General features: G+C 61.4%; 13 protein-coding genes. 7 read left to right on the top strand and 6 right to left on the bottom strand.

Features of this window, described 5'->3' with window-relative positions; translation table 11 throughout:
• Nucleotides 1-62 precede the first annotated feature (62 nt).
• From xdhA to guaD, 5 genes are all read left to right on the top strand, one after another.
• On the top strand, nucleotides 63-1,526 hold the full coding sequence (gene xdhA / locus AC13C8_RS06710; RefSeq protein ID WP_482846808.1) for a xanthine dehydrogenase small subunit: 1,464 nt from the start codon (nucleotides 63-65) through the stop codon (nucleotides 1,524-1,526).
• Nucleotides 1,527-1,538: 12 nt separating this feature from the next.
• Nucleotides 1,539-3,857: a xanthine dehydrogenase molybdopterin binding subunit gene (gene xdhB / locus AC13C8_RS06705; protein ID WP_482846807.1), complete on the top strand. Its 2,319-nt coding sequence runs from the start codon at nucleotides 1,539-1,541 to the stop codon at nucleotides 3,855-3,857.
• A 3-nt stretch (nucleotides 3,858-3,860) separates the two neighbouring features.
• Entirely contained in the window at nucleotides 3,861-4,757 is an 897-nt protein-coding gene (xdhC, locus tag AC13C8_RS06700) for a xanthine dehydrogenase accessory protein XdhC (protein ID WP_091432970.1), read from the top strand.
• A gap of 30 nt (nucleotides 4,758-4,787) precedes the next feature.
• Nucleotides 4,788-6,371, top strand: a complete 1,584-nt coding sequence (locus AC13C8_RS06695) for a permease family protein (RefSeq protein ID WP_482846806.1) — start codon at nucleotides 4,788-4,790, stop codon at nucleotides 6,369-6,371.
• Nucleotides 6,372-6,442: 71 nt separating this feature from the next.
• Complete coding sequence (guaD, locus tag AC13C8_RS06690; RefSeq protein ID WP_091432977.1) at nucleotides 6,443-7,744, top strand: guanine deaminase; 1,302 nt, start codon at nucleotides 6,443-6,445, stop codon at nucleotides 7,742-7,744.
• A 104-nt stretch (nucleotides 7,745-7,848) separates the two neighbouring features.
• On the opposite strand, the gene AC13C8_RS06685 is transcribed toward guaD, so the two are convergent.
• From AC13C8_RS06685 to AC13C8_RS06660, 6 genes are all read right to left on the bottom strand, one after another.
• Nucleotides 7,849-9,846: an OmpA family protein gene (locus AC13C8_RS06685; protein ID WP_482846805.1), complete on the bottom strand. Its 1,998-nt coding sequence runs from the start codon at nucleotides 9,844-9,846 to the stop codon at nucleotides 7,849-7,851.
• A 148-nt stretch (nucleotides 9,847-9,994) separates the two neighbouring features.
• The gene (locus AC13C8_RS06680; RefSeq protein ID WP_177179392.1) at nucleotides 9,995-11,545 is read right to left on the bottom strand and encodes a TRAP transporter large permease; all 1,551 of its coding nucleotides are present in this window, start codon (nucleotides 11,543-11,545) and stop codon (nucleotides 9,995-9,997) included.
• Nucleotides 11,545-12,039 (bottom strand): TRAP transporter small permease subunit, encoded by a 495-nt coding sequence (locus AC13C8_RS06675; protein ID WP_482846804.1) that lies wholly within the window; start codon nucleotides 12,037-12,039, stop codon nucleotides 11,545-11,547. The genes AC13C8_RS06680 and AC13C8_RS06675 overlap by 1 nt, the downstream gene beginning before the upstream one ends.
• Before the next feature lie 62 nt (nucleotides 12,040-12,101).
• Entirely contained in the window at nucleotides 12,102-13,187 is a 1,086-nt protein-coding gene (locus tag AC13C8_RS06670) for a TRAP transporter substrate-binding protein (RefSeq protein WP_482846803.1), read from the bottom strand.
• A gap of 125 nt (nucleotides 13,188-13,312) precedes the next feature.
• Nucleotides 13,313-14,437: an acyl-CoA dehydrogenase family protein gene (locus AC13C8_RS06665; protein WP_245744789.1), complete on the bottom strand. Its 1,125-nt coding sequence runs from the start codon at nucleotides 14,435-14,437 to the stop codon at nucleotides 13,313-13,315.
• Nucleotides 14,438-14,445: 8 nt separating this feature from the next.
• Complete coding sequence (locus AC13C8_RS06660; protein WP_091433219.1) at nucleotides 14,446-15,624, bottom strand: CaiB/BaiF CoA transferase family protein; 1,179 nt, start codon at nucleotides 15,622-15,624, stop codon at nucleotides 14,446-14,448.
• Between the two features lie 80 nt (nucleotides 15,625-15,704).
• On the opposite strand from AC13C8_RS06660, the gene AC13C8_RS06655 reads away from it, so the two are divergent.
• Nucleotides 15,705-16,598, top strand: coding sequence for a LysR family transcriptional regulator (locus AC13C8_RS06655; RefSeq protein ID WP_091432995.1), 894 nt, complete (start codon nucleotides 15,705-15,707; stop codon nucleotides 16,596-16,598).
• 98 nt (nucleotides 16,599-16,696) lie between these two features.
• Nucleotides 16,697-17,386: a GntR family transcriptional regulator gene (locus tag AC13C8_RS06650; RefSeq protein WP_091433222.1), complete on the top strand. Its 690-nt coding sequence runs from the start codon at nucleotides 16,697-16,699 to the stop codon at nucleotides 17,384-17,386.
• The last annotated feature ends 25 nt before the right edge of the window (nucleotides 17,387-17,411 follow it).

Below are 17,411 nucleotides of genomic sequence, written 5' to 3'. Positions count from 1 at the left end.
GCAATAGCCTGCGATATGGTGCTTGGGCAAGGTCCAACATGATCCGTTATTCAGGAGCCACCATGACACATCGCAGCCACATCCACTTCCTTCTGAATGGGCAAACCGTCAGCATTGCAGATGTCGGCGCGGACCAGACCTTGCTGGACTACCTGCGCCTGAACCGGCGTCTGACGGGCAGCAAGGAAGGCTGCGCGGAAGGGGATTGCGGGGCCTGCACCGTGCTGGTGGGGCGTTTGACGGATGACGGTCTGACCTATGAGCCGGTGAATGCCTGCATCCGTTTTCTGGCCTCGCTGGATGGTTGTCACGTCGTCACAGTCGAACATTTGTCCGGCCCCGAAGGCCGATTGCACCCGGTGCAACAAGCGATGGTCGACCACCACGGCAGCCAGTGTGGCTTCTGCACGCCGGGCTTCGTGATGTCGCTTTATGCGCTGTGGATGGCGACACCCGAGCCGACGGAAAAACAGGTCGAAACCGCGCTGCAAGGCAATCTGTGTCGCTGCACGGGGTATGAGCCGATCATTCGCGCCGCCATTGCCGTCAGCCGTTATGGCACGCCGGCCGCAGACCATCTGACCACTGAACGCGACCAAGTGCTTGACCAATTGCGCGGCCTGCGGGATGGCCAGCGCGTTGTGACCGGGCCTGCCGACAACCAAGCCATTCTGCCCGCTGATGTAGACGATCTGGCAGAGGTGTTGTTGGCCCACCCGAAAGCGACCATCGTGGCGGGCGCCACCGATGTCGGCCTGTGGGTCACGAAGTTTCTGCGCCCGATCAGCCCCGCCGTGTTCATCGGTCATCTGGACGGTTTGAAGACCGTGCGTCAGGACGATGACGCCATGGTGATCGGGGCTGCCGCCACCTATACTGAATGTCAGGACGCCATCGCCGAAATCTTCCCGCATCTGACCCCCTATTGGGACCGGATCGCCGGATGGCAGGTGCGTAATATGGGAACCGTGGGCGGCAACATCGCCAACGGCTCGCCCATCGGGGACACACCGCCTGTACTGATCGCGTTGGGGGCCGAGATCACGCTGCGCCACGGCACCACCCGGCGCACCCTGCCATTGCAGGATTTCTTCATCGACTATGGCAAGCAGGATCGCAAACCGGGTGAGTTCGTCGAAAGCATCCGCGTGCCGCGCCCGGCACCCGGCCAACGCGATGCGGCCTATAAGATTTCGAAACGTCGGGACGAGGATATTTCCTCGGTCGCTGTCGGGATCAGCGTGACGCTGGCTGACGACGTGATCACCGGCGCGCGCATTGCCTTTGGGGGCATGGCCGCCACCCCGAAACGTGCCGCTGCCGCCGAAGCGGCCCTGCTGGGACAGGCGTGGAGCGAAGAGGTCTTCGAGACCGCCGCCAAGGCGCTGCCGCAGGATTTCAAACCGCTGACCGATTGGCGCGCGTCGGCGGACTACCGGATGCTGTCGGCCCAGAACCTGCTGCGCCGGTTTTTTCTCGACCAAGATGATGCCTCGTCTGATCTCGTTCAACTGGCCACCGCGTAAGGAGTGGATGATATGAAAGACAACGTCTCGATCCGTGGGGCTGCCCATACCGACCGCATCCACGACAGCGCCACCAAACATGTCACCGGGGCGGCCGACTATACCGACGACATCGTTGAACCCGTCGGCACGCTGCACGCCTATCTGGGTGTGTCGGACGTCGCCCATGCCAATATCCGAAGCTTGGACTTGAGTGCCGTGCGCGCTGCCCCCGGTGTGGTGGGCGTGCTGACCGCAGACGATATTCCCGGCCGTAATGACATCAGCCCGACCGGCCTGAACGACGAACCCGTATTTCCCACCGACAAGATCCAGTTTCACGGCCAGCCCCTGTTCGCTGTCATCGCCGAAACCCGCGATGCCGCGCGTCGGGCCGCTGAACTCGCCGATGTTGATTGCGAAAAGCTGCCCCACGCGCTGGACCCGATTGCCGCACAGGAAGCGGGCTATCCTCATGTCACCGCGCCCCTGAAGCTGGAACGCGGCGAGGTGGCTCCGGCGTTTGCCAAGGCGACCAACCGCATCAAGGGTCGGATGAGCGTCGGCGGGCAGGATCACATGTATCTGGAAGGTCATATCGCCTTCGCCATTCCCGGTGAGGATGACGAAGTGATCGTCCACTGTTCGACCCAGCACCCAAGCGAGGCGCAGCATATGGTCGCCCATGTGCTTGGCGTGCCCTCGAACGCGGTCACGGTGAATGTGCGCCGGATGGGCGGTGGGTTCGGCGGCAAGGAAAGCCAGATGAACCTGTTCTGTGCCGTCGCGGCCATTGCCGCCAAGAAATGGGGTCGCGCGGTGAAAATCCGCCCCGACCGCGATCAGGACATGACCGCGACCGGCAAACGGCATGATTTCGTCATCGACTATGACGTGGCGTTCGACGACGCGGGCCGGATCGAGGCGGTGAACGGTGTCTTTGCGGCACGTTGCGGGTTTTCGTCCGACCTGTCCGGTCCTGTCACCGACCGCGCATTGTTTCACGCTGACAATGCTTATTTCTATCCGAATGTGCGGTTGGTTAGCCATCCGATGAAGACCAACACCGTCTCGAACACTGCGTTTCGCGGCTTTGGCGGGCCGCAGGGTGTGATCGTGGCCGAACGCATCATGGAAGAGATTGCTTATGCCACCGGCCAGGACCCGCTGGATGTGCGCAAGGCGAATTTCTATGGCGGCAAGGGGCGTGATCTGACGCCCTATCACCAAGAGGTCGAGGACAATATTCTTGACCGTCTGGTGGGCGAGCTTGAGGAAAGCGCAGACTATCGCGTGCGCCGCAAAGCCATCATCGACTTCAACGCTACATCGCGTGTTCTGAAAAAGGGCATCGCGCTGACCCCGGTCAAGTTCGGGATCTCGTTCACCGCGACGTGGTATAATCAGGCGGGCGCGCTGATGCATGTCTATAATGACGGGTCGATCCATCTGAACCACGGTGGCACCGAAATGGGTCAGGGTCTGAACACCAAGGTTGCCCAAGTGGTGGCCGAGGCGTTTCAGGTCGATTTCGAACGCATCAAGATCACCAGGACCACGACCGAGAAGGTGCCTAACACATCCGCCACTGCCGCGTCGTCCGGCACCGATCTGAACGGCATGGCCGCGCTGAACGCGGTCGAGCAGATCAAGGCGCGGCTGGTGGAATTTGCCGCCGGGAAGTGGAAGGTCTCGCCTGACGCCGTGGTGTTTGAACCCAATCAGGTGCGCATCGGTAACGAAGTTCTGAGCTTCGATGCCTTCATCAAGCAGGCTTACATGGCGCGCGTGCAACTCTCTGCCGCAGGCTTCTACAAGACGCCGAAAATCCACTGGGACCGCGCGGCAGGAAAGGGGCGACCGTTCTTCTACTACGCCTATGGCGCGGCCTGTTCCGAGGTCACAATTGACACGCTGACCGGTGAATACCGGGTAGAGCGGACGGATATCCTGCATGATGTGGGTCGGTCGCTGAACCCGGTGCTGGACAAGGGCCAGGTCGAAGGTGCGTTCATTCAGGGCATGGGCTGGTTGACCACCGAGGAATTGTGGTGGGACGATGCTGGCCGTCTGCGCACCCATGCGCCGTCGACCTACAAGATCCCGCTGGCGTCCGACCGGCCGCGCGTGTTCAACGTGAAGCTGGCCGATTGGTCAGAAAACCGCGAGTTGACGATCAAACGCTCCAAGGCTGTGGGAGAGCCGCCCTTCATGTTGGGCATCTCGGTGTTCGAGGCGCTGTCGATGGCGGTCGCCTCGGTCGCGGATTATCGCATTTGCCCGCGTCTGGATGCGCCCGCCACGCCCGAGCGTGTGCTGATGGCCGTCGAACGCCTGAAAGCGGCGGGCTGACCCATGGCCCAGCCCCTGCGCGATCTGTCTGACTTTCTGTCCCTGAACGGACCGGTCATTCGCGTGACCCTGAGACGGGTGCGCGGATCATCGCCGCGCGATGAAGGGACCGAGATGTTCGTGGCCCAAGATCGTCTGTGGAGCACCATCGGAGGTGGGCAGTTGGAATACATCGCCATCGACCGCGCCCGTGAAATGCTGCGCAAGGGCGTGCTGAACCTTGATCTGGACGTGCCGCTTGGCCCCGAGATCGGTCAGTGCTGCGGGGGGCGGGTTGAATTGTCTTTGGCGCGAATGCGGCCGTCGGACAAGCGTGAAGCCCTGACGCATGCGCAGGATCAAGCCGCGCATCTGCCCCATGTCTATGTCATGGGTGCTGGCCATGTGGGCCGCGCGTTGGCGGAATTGTTCCAGCACCTGCCGGTGCGCTGCATCCTGATCGACAGCCGCGAGGAGGAGTTGGTCCGGTGCCGGGCGGATGTGGAAACGCGGTTAAGCGCGATCCCGGAAGTGGACATCATGAACGCCCCTGCGGGCAGCGCCTTTGTTGTGCTGACCCATGACCATGCGCTTGATTTCCTGCTGACTCTGGCGGCCCTTGAAAAAGGCAACGCGGCCTATGTTGGCATGATCGGGTCCGCCACCAAACGGGCCAAGTTTCGCAACTGGGTCCGCCAGCATGGTGACGACCACAGCACCGGACAATTGATTTGCCCCATCGGGGCAAGCGGCAGCCGCGACAAGCGGCCCAGCGTCATCGCGGCCTTCGTGGCAGCGGAAGTGATCGCTGATTTGACCTCTGAAACTGCCGCAAATTCCCAGCAATGGGACATGGGAGCGCCCGTTCCGGGCAATCAAACAGACCGGAAAGACCCCGCCGCCAAACGCGCGCGGGACTGATTTCCGGTCACAGTGGAGGAGGAGTCCGTCATGGACGGTGGAACTTACAACTACAGGCTTTTTGCGCGCAATGACTTCAGCGCGTTCTGGGCCTTGTTTACCGATAACCTGATCAACCTGATCGTGCTGGCAGGCGTCTGTCAGTTCGTCTTCAACATGCCGGCCGAGATCGTGTTTGGCCGCATTCTGCCCGGCGCTGCCGTGGCCATCATGGCCGGTGTCGGGGCCTACACCGTTCTGGCCAAACGCGCCGCGCAAAGGCACGGGCGTGATGTGACCGCCCTGCCCTATGGCATCTCGACACCCGTTATGTTCGTCTATCTGTTCGGTGTGATCGGCCCGATCTACTGGTCCACCAATGATGCGACACTTGCGTGGCAGGTGGGCATTGGTGCGGGTTTCATGGGTGGCATTGTCGCTGGTCTTGGGGCTATCGTTGGCCCATGGCTGAAACGTGTGACGCCTCGCGCCGGGATGCTGGGCACGCTTTGTGGTATCGCGTTGGTGTTCATCGGCACCGTTCCGTTGGCCACCGTGTTCGAAGACCCGTTCGTCGGTTTTGCCTCGATGATCATCATTCTTTGGGGTCTGGTCGGCCGTTTCCGCCTGCCGTTCAACATACCCGCCGGTCTTCTGGCCCTGATCGTCGGCACCGTGGTCGCTCTGGGCATGGGCAAAGCCTCGATCAGCTTTGAAGGCGTGGGCTTCTATCCGCCCGTGCCCTATTTTGGTGATCTGATCGCCGGTATCCAACACCTGTTCGCCAATCCCGAGCTGTTCCTGGTTCTGGTGCCGGTGCAGATCTATAACTTCATCGAAACCATGAACAACGTCGAAAGCGCGGAAGCAGCGGGCGATCATTACCCGGTCGCGACCTGTCAGGTGACAGACGGCGTGGGCACGATGATCGGTGCGGTCTTCGGGTCGCCCTTCCCCACGACCGCCTATATCGGCCACCCGGCTTACAAGCGGATGGGGGCGCATACCGGCTATATCATTGCGGTTGGGCTGGTCATTCCCTTCGCCGCGTTCTTCGGGCTGCTCGCCTTCCTGAACAACCTGATTCCCGTGGCCGCCGCCGCGCCGGTTCTGGTGTTCGTGGCGCTGAGCCTGATCACCAACACGGCGCATTCGGTCAAGACCGAGCATATGGCCGCCGTGACCATCGCGATGATGCCACACGTGTCTTCCTTCCTTGTGACCAAATGGGGGTCGCTGATGGGTGCCCTTGGTGCCACCGGGGTCGAAGGGCTGCCGCAATTGGGTGACGAAGCCCTGACCGCCGCCCTTTTACAGCAAGGCGCGCATTTCGAAGGCCATCTGGCGCTCAGCCAAGGGGCCATTCTGACCGGGCTGATCTGGGGTGCCATCGTGGCCAGCGTGATCGACGGACGGTTCCGCAACGCGGGTGGGTTCGCCCTTGCTGCCTGCGGCATGTCGCTGGTCGGTATCATCCATTCGGCCAGCCTGCATTGGCCCAGCCTGAGCGGTGTCAGCATGGGGTATCTGATCGCGGCGGCGTTCCTGTTCGTCTATCCGTATTTCCACAAGGAAGACGCGTTGGTGAACGACAACCTGCCGACCGACGAACCGCAACCAACTCCGGGCGAATAATTCCTCCCTTCGCCCGAACTCAGCACAGGGCGCGCGCTGCGTCCTGTGCCTTTTCTTGAACGGAATATGCAATGACTTCGCCGCAAACCCTTCTGCGTGGCCGCACACTTACCTTCACTGCCGAACCAAACGGCCCCGATGACACCCACGCCCATGAGTATCGCGAGGACGGTGCAATATTGATGGCCGAGGGCAAAATCATCGCCTCGGGCGACTATGCCGATGTCAGTGCGCAGTCAACCGGCGCGCGGGTGATCGACCACCGCCCCCACCTTCTGATGGCCGGGTTTATCGACACCCATATACACTTTCCGCAGGTGCAGGTGATTGCCTCTTGGGGTGCGCAGCTTCTGGATTGGCTGAACACCTATACTTTCCCCGCCGAGACCCAATATGCCGACCCTGCACATAGCGCCACGATGGCAGGCAAGTTCTATGACCAGATCACCGCGCATGGCACCACGACCGCGGTCGCCTATTGCTCGGTCCACAAAACCTCGGCCGATGCGTTCTTTACCGAGGCCGCCCGGCGCAACATGTGCATGATCGGCGGCAAAGTGATGATGGACCGCAACGCGCCGGACGGGCTGCGCGACACGCCACAATCCTCTTATGACGACTCAAAGGCGCTGATCGACACGTGGCACGGGAAAGGGCGCGGTCACTATGCGATCACGCCGCGCTTCGCCATCACCTCGACGCCAGCCCAGATGGAGATGGCGCAGGCCTTGGTGCAAGAGCATCCCGATTGCTATGTCCAGACCCACCTGTCGGAAAACCATGACGAGATCGCCTATACCACCGAGCTTTACCCAGAGGCCCGCGACTATCTGGATGTCTATCAATCCTATGGCCTGCTTGGCCCAAAGATGCTGCTGGGGCATTCCATTCACCTGACACCACGCGAAATCGACGCGCTGGTCGACACCGGCGCACACCCGGTGTTTTGCCCGACCTCGAACCTGTTTCTGGGCAGTGGGCTGTTTGATGACGCAGGCCTGCGCGGGCGCGGCATCACCAATGCGATTGCGACAGATGTGGGCGCTGGCACCAGCTATTCCATGCTGCAAACGCTGAATGAAAGCTACAAGGTGCTGCAATTACAGGGCCAATCCCTGCACCCCCTGCGTGCCTTCCACTGGATCACGCGCGGCAATGCCGTCGCGCTGGGGTTGGAAGACAAGATCGGCACACTCGCCCCCGGCTCGGATGCCGATATCGTTGTGCTGAATGCCTCTGCCACAGACGCCATGGCCCTGCGGATGGAGCGCGCGACCACCCTGTCGGAAGAGTTGTTCGTGCTGATGATGATGGGTGATGATCGCGCGGTGGAACGGGTTTACGTGGCGGGGGCGCCACCTGAACCTATCTGAACCAATGCGGGTTGACCCGACCACCGCTGCCCGCCCGCAAAACGCGAACGGGCAACGGTGGTGATCTATGATTGAACGAACCTATGAGCGCCGTCGCGGCCCGATCAGTTAGACGCCTGACGCAACAACGGCGTGATCCGACGGACACTGGCGCGGCGGTTGGCCCGTTCTTCCAATTCGGTATCTACCTTCAGGAAGGCCTCACCATAGCCTTGCACGATCAGATTTTCCGGCGGCACATCGAAATACTCGGTCAAGGCCAATGCGACCGATTCCGCCCGACGGTCCGACAGGGCCAGATTATAGGCGGCAGACCCCACCGCATCGGTGTGACCTTCGATCAGGAACACCTCGTTCCGGTCATTGGCGACATAGCTCTGGATCAACTTGCCCAAACGCGCCAGTGACCGCGCCTGATCCGGGCGGATCGCAGCCGACCCGGTTTCGAAGGTGACAGCATTCAGGTCGATCACCGGCACAAGATTGCGCACCTGTGGGATGTGTCGGATCTGTGCCAGACTGAAGCGACGATCGAAAACAGCTTCACGGGCCAGGGCCCTGCGCAAGGCGTCTTCGTCGGCGTCAGCGGTCAAATCCTGTTGCGCAACGGGGTCAGGCAGAGTGGTGACATCGACAGGTTCAACAGCAACTGTATCGTCGATCAATACCGTTTCAGTGCCGTCCTCGGCCACGTGAACCCGGCGCAGCACGCGATATTCAGGATCGCGGACAGTGACGATTTCTGTGCCATCGGGTCGGATCACGGTCGTGCGGGTCGATCCATCGCCAAAAGTCTCGGTCCGCAGCCTTGTGCCCGGTTGGCGTAAGAGGGCGTTATCATCCTTGATGATCTCATAGCTGCCATCCTCGCGGCTAACCACGACCCGATCACCAGAGTTCAGTGCCACTTCGCGATTGTTGGACAGGATCGCACCTACCGCGACTGCGCCCAGGCCCAAGAGGATGGCCTTTTCGCCTTTGGACAGCCCTTCATCGCGTTTGGCGCTCGCCGTGGCGTCTTTTTGCTCGATCACCGTCTTCACGGCTTCGTTGACCTTGTTGGCAAAATCTTCGTCGGACGATCGGGCGGTTTCTTCCGTCACCACTTCCTCGGTCACTTCAGCCGAGGTGTCCGCTTCGACCGGGGCGGCGGCGGCGGCAGCCACTGGGGCTTCACCACTTTCAGCCGCGGGTTGAACGGGAAGCTCAGGCACCGGCTCTGACGTTACAACCTCTTCGGCGGTCGGTTCGGTGTCGGTCAACGCATCCGCAAGCGCTGCTTCCTCTTCCGGCGATACGTCAGACGCTTGTTCGACAGGTTGCTCTGCGGTCTGCTCAACTGGCGCTTCGACAGGCTCCGCTTCGGCGGTTTCAGTCGAAGTATCAGCGCTCTGTGCGGGGGTTTGCGCATCGGGCGTTTCGGCAACTTCGCCCGTCGGTTCAGCTTCCGGCGCGACGATACTTTCGTCTGTGGTCGCTTCGGTGACTGTATCGCTTTCAACCGTGTCGGGTGCCGGTTCTTCGGTGGGTTTCGCTTCTGCGGTCTCGGCCTCTGGGGCTTTTTCCGTCACCTCCGCTTTAGCCTCTGGTGCCGCTTCAACCGGTGCAGCATCGGCGGGGGCGGCTTCGGCTTCGACCGCTGGCGCTTCTTCTGCGGGAGCTGCCTCGACCGTGCCGGTGTCAGTCGCAACCTCGGCGGCAGGTTCGGCGGCGCCACCCTCGGGGATCGGCAAGTTCAGAGCTTGCGCAATCTCCGGCGTCATACCGCTTTCACGCAATGCGGTCAGCATCCCCGCCATGTCTGGGCGCAGACTGGCATCCACACCTTCGCCACAGGGAAGCGGCGCGCCATCGGCACAGATCATCGCGCTTTTCGGAACCGCAATCACGCCCTCGCCACACGGCAAGGCTGCGCCGTTTTCGCAGATCATACTTTCCGCCGGTATCTCCGGGACGCCACTTGCGCAGGGCGTTTCACTGCCATCAACGCAAAGCACACTTGGGGCAGCGCCGGACGCGTTTGTCTGTGCAACAATCGGCGCGGGAAACGCCATTGAAAGGGTCGCCACAAGGGCGGTCGAGGATTTCCATGTTATGGGCATTCTGCGGTCTCCAACCTGGTGGTTTGCAATTATCACTGTGATGATAACGCAACCCCTGGGCATTCGGTTCCCCGACGATCAGACTCAAGCGGGCTTTCGCCATCGGTCTGTCCATCCAGGCCGAGCACCCATCGGACAGAAGTGAATGTCAGAACAGGACCGACGGCAACCATGTTGCCAGCACCGGCAACAGCCAGATCAGCGCGATCCCGACAATCTGAAGACAGATGAACGGCAAAACGCCGGCATATATCTGGCCGGTCGTGACCTCTTTCGGGGCCGCGCCCCGCAGATAGAACAGCGAAAAGCCGAAAGGCGGCGTCAAGAACGAAGTCTGAAGGTTTATCGCGATCAACACGCCCAGCCAGATCGGATCATGGCCCAGCAGGATCAGGGATGGTGTGATCAGCGGCAGAACGATCACCGAAATTTCGACGAAATCGAGGAAGAAGCCCAACACGAAGATCACGATCATGCAAAAGACCAGCGCGCCGTTTGCACCGCCTGGCATCCCGGCCAGAAGACGCGCCACGCGCTCTTCTCCGCCCAGCCCGATAAAGACCAAGCTGAAGAACCCGGCGGCAATGATGGTGGCGAAGATCATGGCCGTCATCGTCATGGTCGAGCCGACCGCCTCTTGCACCACGCGTTTTTGCAACGCGGCGCGCAGGGCCAGAAGCACGGACAGCCCGCCCACTACCGCAAGTCCGGCATAGAAGATGCCAAGCCCAAAAGCGCCCGAAGTCAGGTCGTTGCGCTGAAACCGCACCGGGAAGGCCCCGGCAAGAATACCCAATGCGATCAGGGCAATTGTGCCCAGAAGTATAAAGCGCGGGGCGGTGCCGATGCGATAGCCGGTCATCAACAACGCGCCGATGGCACCGACCGACGCGGCTTCGGTCGGGGTGGCGACGCCGCCCAGAATGGCGCCCAGCACGGCGAAGATCAGCATGACCGGCGGGATCACCGCGCCAACCACCTCGCGCCAGTCAGGCTTGGCCAGATCAAGGGGCGCAGGCGGCATGTCCTGCGGGCGCAACCATCCGCGCGCCACGATATAGATCAGGTAAAGACAGACCAGCACCAGACCGGGGATCACGGCGGCTGCAAAGAACTGGCCGACCGACAATGCCTCGACCGAGAACTTGCCCTGCTCGTATTGCGCCTGCTGGAACGACGTGGACATCACGTCCGCCAGAATGATCAGAAGGGTCGAGGGGGGAATGATTTGCCCCAGCGTGCCCGCAGTGCAGACGATGCCCGAGGCAACCCGTGCGTCATATCCGGCGCGCAGCATCGTGGGCAGTGCGATCATCCCCATCGCGACCACGGTCGCTCCGACGATCCCCGTGGACGCTGCCAGCAACGTGCCGACCAGCACGACCGAGATACCCAGCCCGCCGCGCAACTGTCCGAACAGCCGACCCATCGTGTCAAGCAGCCCTTCGGCGATACGGCTTTTCTCAAGCAACGCGCCCATCATCACGAACAGGGGAATGGCGATCAGCACCGGGTTGGTCAGGACGCCAAACACCCGCTGGCCCAACGCGCCCAGCAGTGTGATATCCATCTGGCCCAGCATCCAGCCCAGATAGGCAAAGATCACCGCCACACCGGCGATGCTGAACGATACAGGGAACCCCAGAAGGATCGCGCCCATCAGGGCTGCGAACATGATAAGGTCGAGATATTCGATCATCAGGTTTCTTTCACGGCCAGAAGGCGGATCAACAGGGCAAGTGATTGCAGCATCACGAGGACGCTAAAGGCTGGGATCAGGGATTTCAGCAGGAAAACCGCCTCGATCCCGCCCACCGAAATCGGGCCCTCAAGGATTGCCCAGGAATTGCGCACCGATGGCCATGACCAATAGATCAGCGCGATCATCGACGGCATCAGCAGGAACAGATGACCGAAAATGTCGATCCGCCGCCGCACCTCGGGCGTCGCCTTGGCATAGAACACGTCAACGCGTACATGTTTGTCGACAAGTAGCGTATAGCCTGCCGCCAGCATGAACAGGGCGGCGTGCATATATAAAACGCTTTCCTGCAACGCGATTGAATTCGCGCCGAACGCGTAGCGCCCGACAACGATGGTGAATTGCACCAACATCATGGCCAGCGCCAACCAGCGCACCACATAGGCCACGCCCATGTTCACCTTGTCCAAGGCATTCGCCAGATGCTCCATCGCCCGCCCCCGCTTGACTGTCGGTCAGGGCGCGGTCATCGCTGCGCCCTGACCGAGAGGTCTTAGTAACCCATGACCAGATTACGTGCGTTCATCTGGCCGTTGTCAGCATAGACCATGTATTTGCCGACCGAGTCGCGATACGCCACAAAGCTTTCGGTGATCCGTTTCACCAGTTCGTCGTCATCCTGACGCAGATCGTCGATGACTTCTGCGGCGGCTTTGCCCATGGCCGTGATGACATCCTCGGGGAACATCTTCACCTGAACACCTTGCTCGGCAACCATCGCTTGCAGCGAAAGGGCGTGCTTCGTCGTGTATTCGGTCCAGACTTGGTTATACAGGCTGTCACTGGCCGCCTGCACCACCTGTTTCAGGTCGTCCGGCAACTCGTTGAACACATCTGCGTTGACGCCACATTCCTCGGCTGAAGACGGCTCGCCCACACCGGGCCAATAGTAGTTCTTGGCAACCTGGTAATATCCAAGCGCACTGTCTGTCCAGGGGCCGATAAACTCACCCGCGTCCAGAGCACCGGTTTGCAACGCCTGGAACATGTCCGGGCCACTCATCGCTTCCGCTGCCATGCCCATCTTTGCCGCCATCTCAGACGCAAGACCCGTGGTGCGGAACTTCATGCCCTTCAGGTCTTCGGCTGAATTGATCTCGTTGCGGAACCAACCGCCCCATTGCGGGCCAGAGTTGCCGCACAGGAACGGCTTGATGCCGAACCGGCCATACATCTCGTCATAGAGCGCCTGCCCGCCGCCGTGCACCATCCAGCCAACTTGCTCATCCGCACGCAGACCGAAAGGTTGCGAGCCGAACAGCAAAATGCCCTTGGACTTCGACCCCCAATAGGCGGGGACGGCGTGATACAGCTCGGCAGTGCCTTCGCTGACCGCGTCAAAAACGCCGCGGCCGGGAACGAGTTCACCGGCGGCGAACAGCTTCACCTCGATCCGTCCACCCGACAGGGTGGTGATCCGGTCGGCCAACTGCTGTGCAGCCACGCCCGGCCCCGGCAGGTTTTTGGGCCACGCCGTCACCATCTTCCACTGGCGTTTATCTTGCGCGATGGCTGGTGTTGCCAGTGCTGTTGCTGCGGTGCCGATGGCCCCGGCTGTCAGAAATGTCCGTCTTTGCATGCGCCTATCCTCCAATCGGCAATTGCGACCATGGAACAGGCATTTGTCGCGCCATGGTCAAATCCGTGCATATAGCTATTATGTAAATACATAATAGAGTCAATCTTTACGACGCAAAAAGCTGTCTATGCCAACAATCCTCGCGCAATGATTGTGCGCTGGATCTCTGATGACCCTTCATAGATGCGGAAGATCCTGAGATCGCGCAGATATCGCTCCAAGGGGAAATCACGGGTGTAACCATATCCTCCGTGAATTTGCAGCGCCCGATCCGCGATCCGCCACGCCGCTTCGCTGGCGTAAAGCTTGGCAAAGGCGGATTCGCTGGAATATCGCACGCCGGTCCCGCGCAGGGTCGCCGCCTGCATCGCCAACGCGCGGGCTGCCGCCAGTTCGGTGGCGCTGTCGGCCAGCATCCATTGCAGACCTTGGAATTCCGCAATCGCATGGCCGCTGACCTGCCGTTCCTTGGCATAGGAAATCGCGGCCTTCAACGCGGCGTCGGCGATGCCTGTCGCCTGCGCGGCCACTTCGATCCGGCCATTGTCCAAGACCTTCATCGCGGTGCGGAACCCTGTGCCCTCGTCGCCCAGACGGTTTTCTTCCGGCACCCAGCAATCAAAGCTGATGCCGAAGACATGCCCACCCTTCAGGCCCATCGTCTTCTCATGCGGCGCGACCAAGACACCGTCGGTCTTCTTCGGCTCGACGATGAAGGCGCTGACGCCCCGCGCGCCGGCGTCTGGGTCGGTCTTGGCATAAACCACCATGAAATCCGCCGCCCCCGCGTTCGATATGAAGCATTTGGACCCCTTGATCCGGTATCCATCCCCTTCGCGTTTCGCCGTGGTGCGCATGTCCGCGGGGTTCGACCCCGCCTGCGGTTCGGTCAGGGCAAAGGCGCCCAGCGACGTGCCCGCCGCCGCATCGGGCAGTATCCGCGCCTGCAAATCGGCATCCGCACCCAACAGCAGTGAATCCGTCGCCAGAAAATGCGCCGTCAGCATCGAGGCGGTCGAGCCGCAAGCCCCCGCAATCGCTTCGACCGCAGCATAAAGCGCCGGGCCGGACAGGCCGATGCCGCCATGGTCTTCCGGCAGGTTCAGGCCCAGCAGGCCCATTTCAGCCATCGCGTCCAAGTGGCAGGTGGCAAACAGTGCCTCTTCGTCGATCTGCGCGGCTTTCGGCGCCAGCACTTCGGTCGAGAACCGCTCGATCTGCGCGACCAACGCGCGTTCGTCGTCGCTCATGGGATAAGTCATGCGCCTTGTTCCTTATTCAAAGAGTTCAGAATATCGTCAGCGTCCGCGTTCAGGGCCGGAGCCGCCTTGCGCCCCCCGCGCCCAATGCCGCTAAAATGCACCGGCTGTTCTGGCACGTTCAGAACGCCCAGATCAGGGTGCGTGACAGTGGACGCCAACCTGCGTTCAACCGCCTGCCGCGACGCCCAAGCCTGTGCCACGGACTGAATGCTGGACGCGGGGATACCCGCTGCGGACAATTGTTCAACCACCGCGTCCACGGGGCGCGTATCCGCCCATTCGCCGATATACGCGGCCAAGGCCGGTTCGTTTTCACGGCGCAGTGTGTCCGTGGTGAACCGTGCGTCCTGCACCAGATCGGGCTGCCCGATCACCTCGCAGAACGTGGCAAACAGTCGGTCATTCAGAACCGCCAGCGCGAAATGCCCGTCCGCCGCCGGATAGGTGCCAAAGGGGGCAGACAGCGGATGCCGGTTGCCCGTGCGCGTGGGGGTCTCGCCGCCCATCAGAGTGCGACAGGCAAGGATCGGCATCATCGACACCAGACCGTCAAACAGCGCCACATCCACATGACGCCCCTGCCCGGTGCGGCTGCGTTCAAACAGGGCCACCATCGTGCCCCAGGCCGCGAACAGCCCACCGGCCACATCGCCCAAAGCCTCGCCCACCATTGTCGGCGCGCCATCGGGTTCGCCGGTGGCGTCCATCAACCCGCTCATCGCCTGAACGATGATGTCATAGGCAGGCTTTTTCGTGTTCGGCCCGGTCTGACCAAACCCGGACAGCGAGACATAGACCAAATGCGGAAACGCCTCGCTCAGCGCGTCATAGCTCAACCCCAGCTTTTCCATCACGCCGGGGCGGAAATTCTCGATCAGCACATCACACTCCGCCAACAACGCCTTGACCGTCGCAATCGCGTCCGCCGATTTCAGGTCCAGAGCGATGGACCGTTTGCCCCGGTTGATCGCCTGAAACAACAGGCTTTCACCATCCTTGAACGGGCCGATATGGCGGTAATCGTCGCCGTGGGCGGCTTCGACCTTGATCACATCCGCGCCCAGATCAGCCATCATCGCCGTGCAATAGGGGCCGGCCAGAACGCGGGTGAAATCCAGCACTCTGACGCCGCTCAGGGGCTGGGACGCTTGGGGGGTGGGGGGCTGGGTGGGCATATGATCCTCCGGGTTTGATCGGTTGAGCATAGGGGCGTGCATGCTATAAGCAGAAATATACAATGCTAATATGGTGATAAATGCACGCTATACCTATAAGCCTTCGCCAGATCGACTATGTCATCGCCGCTGCGGAAACAGGCAGCACCGCCGCCGCCGCGCGGGCGCTGAATGTCTCGCAACCATCGGTGTCGCTGGCGATTGCCAAGGTCGAAGACCACTTTGGCCGCCCGCTGTTCGTGCGTAGCGCCGGGCAGGGCATCGCGCCCACCGCCTTCGGGTTGCGCAAACTGGGGGCCTTGCGCAGCCTGCGCGCGCAGGCGCAATCGGCTCTCAGCAACGAAGGCAACGGTGCCGAGGTGCTGAACCTTGGCGTCTTTTCCACCCTTGGCCCACGTTATGCGCCCGCTCTGGTCAACGGCTTTCAAAAAACCATGCCAGACGCGCAAATCAAACTGCACGAGGGCGATCTGGATCGACTGACCCGATGGCTGTTAAACGGTCGGATTGATCTGGCGCTGATCTATGATTTCGGCCTGCCCTCGTCGCTTGAGATCACGCCGCTGGTCGATGTGCGCCCCTATGGTCTGGTCGCGCGCGCCCACCCGCTATCGGGTCGCGGCACCGTCACCATGGCCGAGCTGCTGACCGACCCACTGATCCTGATGAGCCTGCCGCACAGCCGCGATTATTTCCTGACGCTGGCGCAGATGAACGGTATCCGTCCCCGCATCGCGCATGAGACCGGCTCGGTCGAGATGTTGCGCGCCATGGTTGCCAACCACATGGGCGTAGGGTTAATGGCGACCGACATTGCACAGGATACCGCCTGTGACGGCCAGCCCGTCACCCGGTTGGAACTGACCGACCCACTGGTGCCCCACCGCATCGCGCTGGCCCGTGCGCCGCACCCCCATATCGCGCCGCTGGTCGCGTCTTTTCAGGACCACGTGGCGCGCAGCTTTGACGTCTGACACGGTATGTCTGGCCATTTGTGCCTTATGTCTATATCTTTCCACGCCAACACGACGGATTGGCCAAGACCCATTGCCGCCATATCGGAGATCGCATCATGTCCATAACCTACCGCGAGGTAAAAGCCGATATCCTGCGCCAGATCACGCAAGGCGAGCTTGCCCCCGGCAGCGCGATGCCGAACGAGGTGGATCTGGCCGCAAGCTATGGCTGCGCGCGGGCCACTGTCAATCGGGCGATGCGCGAACTGGCTGATGACGGCATCATCGAACGCCGCCGAAAGGCCGGCACTCGGGTCCGGCAGAACCCGATCCGACAGGTGCGGCTGAACATCCCCATCGTCGGGCAGGAGATTGCGGAGCTGGGCGCTGCCTATCGTTATGCGCTGGTGAAGTGCAAAGCCGAACCCGCCCCCGATTGGCTGCGCGCGCGTATGGCGCTGGGGCGCGATGACAGGGTGATGCATTTGATTTGCATGCACTACGCCGATGGCGCGCCGTATCAGCACGAGGATCGCTGGATCAACCTGAAGGCGCTGCCCGAAGCCGAGCTGCACGATTTTTTGGATGTAGGTCCCAACGAATGGTTGGTGTCGACAGTACCATTTACCGATGCACAGATCAGCTTTCATGCCGTTCAGGCCGACGCCGCGACAGCCGAATACCTGGATTGCAGCGAAGGCGACGCCCTGTTCCAGACCGAACGCACCACTTGGCTTGAAGGGCAGACGATCACCTTCGTGCAACTGACCTATCGCCGTGGCCACCGCGTGACGATGCAGTATTGACCGCCCGGGAATAACCCCGGACAGG

It is taken from the genome of Aliiroseovarius sp. B-4, assembly GCF_056857795.1.
This window is presented reverse-complemented; position numbering and strand designations above follow the sequence as displayed.